Source organism: Phenylobacterium sp. (genome assembly GCF_036263695.1).
Lineage (GTDB): Bacteria > Pseudomonadota > Alphaproteobacteria > Caulobacterales > Caulobacteraceae > Phenylobacterium.
In genome coordinates this window covers 1-4,126 of sequence record NZ_DATAGM010000078.1, presented here as the reverse complement: position 1 = coordinate 4,126, position 4,126 = coordinate 1, and the positions used below count along the sequence as shown (strand labels likewise).

Annotated in this window: 5 protein-coding genes and 1 tRNA gene; 2 read left to right on the top strand and 4 right to left on the bottom strand. The window is 70.3% G+C overall.

Annotated elements, in window-relative coordinates:
* Positions 1-448, bottom strand: a 448-nt coding sequence (locus VHK87_RS03085; RefSeq protein WP_329633432.1) for an alcohol dehydrogenase catalytic domain-containing protein, incomplete at its 3' end; no start/stop codon positions are given.
* Between the two features lie 86 nt (positions 449-534).
* On the opposite strand from VHK87_RS03085, the gene VHK87_RS03080 reads away from it, so the two are divergent.
* Complete coding sequence (locus VHK87_RS03080; protein WP_329633431.1) at positions 535-1,392, top strand: alpha/beta hydrolase; 858 nt, start codon at positions 535-537, stop codon at positions 1,390-1,392.
* 75 nt (positions 1,393-1,467) lie between these two features.
* A tRNA-Ser gene (locus VHK87_RS03075) sits at positions 1,468-1,560 on the top strand.
* 204 nt (positions 1,561-1,764) lie between these two features.
* Here the strand turns inward: VHK87_RS03075 and VHK87_RS03070 are convergent.
* The 3 genes from VHK87_RS03070 to VHK87_RS03060 all read right to left on the bottom strand — a co-directional run bounded on the left by VHK87_RS03070 (position 1,765) and on the right by VHK87_RS03060 (position 3,851).
* Entirely contained in the window at positions 1,765-3,042 is a 1,278-nt protein-coding gene (locus VHK87_RS03070) for an erythromycin esterase family protein (RefSeq protein ID WP_329633430.1), read from the bottom strand.
* A 22-nt stretch (positions 3,043-3,064) separates the two neighbouring features.
* Positions 3,065-3,448, bottom strand: a complete 384-nt coding sequence (locus VHK87_RS03065) for a hypothetical protein (protein WP_329633429.1) — start codon at positions 3,446-3,448, stop codon at positions 3,065-3,067.
* A 91-nt stretch (positions 3,449-3,539) separates the two neighbouring features.
* Positions 3,540-3,851, bottom strand: coding sequence for a hypothetical protein (locus tag VHK87_RS03060; RefSeq protein ID WP_329633428.1), 312 nt, complete (start codon positions 3,849-3,851; stop codon positions 3,540-3,542).
* Positions 3,852-4,126 lie beyond the last annotated feature (275 nt).

Genomic DNA, 4,126 nt, shown 5'->3' with positions numbered 1-4,126 from the left:
CGACCCCCGAGCTGGCGCCGTTGATCATCACCGTCTGCCCCGGCTCCAGCGCGCCGTTGGTCACCACCGCGTCGTGCATGGTCCGCAGCGCCACCGGCAGGGTCGCGGCCGTCTCGAAGCTCATGTGGGCGTCGGGGATGGGCCAGACGCCACCGTAATCCGCGGTGGTGTATTCCGCGAAAGCGCCGGCTCCAGAGCCCATCACCCGCTGGACGACCACCAGGCCCTGCACCTCGGGGCCCGCCTCGACCACCTCGCCGGCCCACTCCAGCCCCAGCGCCGCGCCGACGCCGCCCGCCCCGCCGTGCATGTGGCCGCGGGTCATCGCCAGGTCGACCCGGTTCAGGGCCGCAGCGCGCACCCGGACCAGAACCTCGGCGGGCCGGGGCTTTGGCGGATCGATCTGCGTCAGCTTCGGCCCTTCCTGGGTCAGCACGTAGGCTTGCATGGCGTCCCTCCCTGGTCGGCCGGCACGCTAGCCCAGGCCGCGCCCGGCGCGTAGGGTTTCGCAAAACAGCAGAACGGGAGGATGCGATGAGCGAGGTGAGCGTCACCAGGGACGTGGTCTACGGCGAGGCCGGCGAGGGCCGCCCCCTGCGCCTGGACCTCTACCGTCCGGCCGCGCCGAACGGGGCGGCGGTGATCCTGGTCCACGGCGGCGGCTGGTCGAAGGGCGACCGCAGCATGCTCGTCGAGCACGCCAAGCACCTGGCCCGCGACGGCTTCGTCGCCCTGGTCCCAGAATATCGCCTGACGCCGGAGGCCCACTGGCCGGCCCAGATCCACGACGTGAAGCGGGCCATCAGGTGGACCCGCAGCCAGGCGGCCTCTCTCGGCTTCGAACCCGAGCGCCTGTGCCTTCAGGGCCATTCGGCCGGCGCCCACCTGGTGCTGCTGGCCGCCGGCACGCCCAATGAGCGCCGCCTCGACCCGCCGGAGGCCGACACCAGCATTCCCGCCGCCTGCGCGGCCGTCGCCGCCATCTACCCGCCGGTGCTGATGTACCGCGGCGAGACCCGCCCCTCCGGCGGCACCGCCGCCCGCGCCCTCCCCGGCTGCGACGCCTCCGACGAGGCCTGCCAGCTGGCCAGCCCCATCCATCACCTGGGCGCCGGCTACCCGCCGGCCATGCTGCTGCACGGCGACGTCGACAAGATCGTCCCCGTCAGCGCCTCGCGCCGCTTCGAGGAGGCGCTGCGCGCCGCCGGCGGCAAGGTCGACCTGCACATCTTCGCCGGCCTGCCGCACGGCTTCGCCAACAACCCGAAGCTGCGCCCCATGCTGATGACCATGATCAGCGCCTTCTTCCAGCGCACCGTGGCCGATCCCGCCGCCTTCGTGATGGAGACCCCGCCCCCCGCCCGCGAGCCCGCACCCGCCTGGCAGGGATAGCCTTCCCTGCGACCTGTCGCGCAAGGCGTTGCTCCGGCGCACCGCCTTGGGCTATGGAGGGCGTCCTTTGGATCGGGTGACGTGGCCGAGTGGCTGAAGGCGGCGGTTTGCTAAACCGTTGTACGGTGTAAAGCCGTACCGAGGGTTCGAATCCCTCCGTCACCGCCAAGGATCGTTGTTTCTGACGCCGAGACCCCGGGCCGCGCCTGGCGGGCAGACAGACGGTCCTGACTGCACATGCGCCTCAGCTGACATCGAGATGGGCCTCCGAGCGCAGCCCACGTACATCGCCACCTGCCATAGGTCCCGCGCAGTCCCTAACGCCCGACATCTAGCCTGAGCGACCGACGAGTAGTGAAAGCCGCCGACCTCTCAATTCGCCCGCACGGCCGCGGTCGCTCTCGCGTGCGGGCGGACGGGGTTCGTGTGCCGCACGAAGATCACCGCGTCGAACTGCCGTTCCGGCGTCGCCTCGATGTAGTGAGCCTCGCGTTCCTGATGCGGCAGGTAAACGACGCCGATAGCGCGCTGAAGCCGCCGTTTCGCGGTGGAGGCGGGCGCCGGGTCGTGCAGCACCACCTGCCGGTCGGCGCCGCGGGCCAGTTCGTATTCGTGGCTCCCCGGAAGAGATTTCCGCACGCGGTGCACCCGAGGAGCTTCGCCCCACTCTTCCGCCGCCATCACCTGCCCGCCGTCCGTGAAGAAGCCCACCAGATATGCGCGACCCTGCTCTCGCAACAGCTGGCCCAGGCTCACCTCTCCGCGCTCTTGCATGGACGTCTCGCGAGCGTCGCCAACGTGGGTGTTGTGGGCCCAGATGACCACGCCCGCGTCCGGGCCGGTCCGGTTGACGTGACGGTGGACTGCGATGGCCGCGGCCGCCATCCGCCTGTCCCGGGCGTTCCAGGAGTAGCCGGTCTCCACCTGAACCCGGAAGTATTCCTCGCCGGCGACCACGGTGGCCGCCGCCCGCTCGGCTGCGAAGCGCGCTTCGGCGTCCTCGCCCTGCAGCGGCGGCAGGGCCGCGAGCGCCCTCACGCCTGCCTGCGCTTCTGTCTGCTGGGAACCACCCCGTGCGACGGCTCGCGCGTAGCCGCTCATCTCCCGTCCGTGCCGAGTCAGCGTGGAATAGGCGCGCTCGACCTGCGCCGCGGCTCTGGCGTCGCGCGCCTTGAGATAGGCCACAACGGCGTCCGCGGCTCCGGCCAGATCATAGACGTCGATGCCATAGACGCCGACGCGATCTTCCGGCGGGCGCTCAAGATTGATGGTCCGAAGCGCTTCGACGAAGGTCTCGAACTCCTGATTTCGCCACATCCAAGCCGGAAACTCGTCGAAGCTGGACAGCGCCTGCCTTGCCGTCCGGTCGCCGCCTAGACCGCGAACATAGCGGTTGACCCGTTCTCCGCCCGCGTAATCCCCCTCGATTGCGACGGCTCGCACCTCCCCGGCACGGACCAGCTCGAGCGTGATACGCGCCCGCTCGTGATAGTATTCCCGGGTGCCATGAGTGTTCTCCCCGAGCAGGATGAAGTCCGCCTCCCCGGCCCGTTGCAGCAAGATCTCGTCAGGCTCGGAGGCGACGACGGGGGACGCCACGACCGGCGTGGCGAGGGGCGACGCGCCCGCAAGCGCCAGCGCGGCGGCCAAGCTGGCCGCCGGAACGGAAAAATTAGGCATATCCGCTAGATGGGCAGTAGCTGCGAAACGCAAGCGCTGCCCTGCCGCTCGCGTCACCCGCGGCCTCGCTCGTTTGGTGGTCGATGAACTCGTGCAGCGTTCGCAGGACGCTCAGGGACGGCAGGTCCATCAGAAGCGCGATGTAGCCGCGGCGTTGGCCAGCCGGCGGCGGCCAGGGCGCGCGGCGACGGCGTCCTCCCACCCGATCTCTCGCGTCGGATTCCTCGCCGTAGCGGCGCAGCACCGCCAGCTCCGATCCTGAGCGCACGAGCCAGTGGGCGCGAACACGCCGTGAGAGCAGGCGCACGGCCGAGGGTGCGACGCCGACGGCGCGCAGCGTATCGATCGGACGGATTGGCGGGGTCTTCAAGATCACCGACGCCCATCCTGGCGGCGGACGTGACGGTCTCACAGAGGCGGTCAGCGCCGCGGCGGACAACCGCCTGCGGCGCCGGCCGAGGGGCAGCCTAGCGCAGGCTGGCCGACTGGATCTTCTTCAGGCGCATCATCTCGGGGCGGCTGATGCAGCGCGGAGCCGACCAGGCCTCGCCCTTGGCCGCACGGTCGGCGGTGACGAACTCGGCCGAGCCGAACTCGCGCGCGAAGCCGCGCCGGGTCAGGTCGGAGCGGTCGCAGACGTAGAGCACGCGCGCGCTGTCGTTGGTGGAGGCCTGGGCCATCGCGTTGCGCCCAGCGTCCGTCGCCGAAGAGGCGTCCTTGGCGAGTGCGGGGACAGTGGCGAGCGCGGCAAGCGCCAGACCGAGAGCAATGGAACGCATTTCGTTTTCCTCCCGCCCGCGCGGTCTTAGAGGCCGAGTCGAGGCTGATGCTGAGGAGAACCTTATAGCATGGCCATGGTCTGCAAATTATTTATGACGGTTGACGCTGAGGGCAGTTTGTCGGGCCAGAGCGGCGTGGCGCCGCCCGCTCGCGGGGCCGCCATCGCCGGGCCGCCACAGGCTTCTTGGTTCCGTCACCCCAGCTTCACCGGACTGTCGCACTCCCTCGAAATAGTCCCGCCGCCAAGCTGAAGGGGTGAGCCCGACTCCCCCAC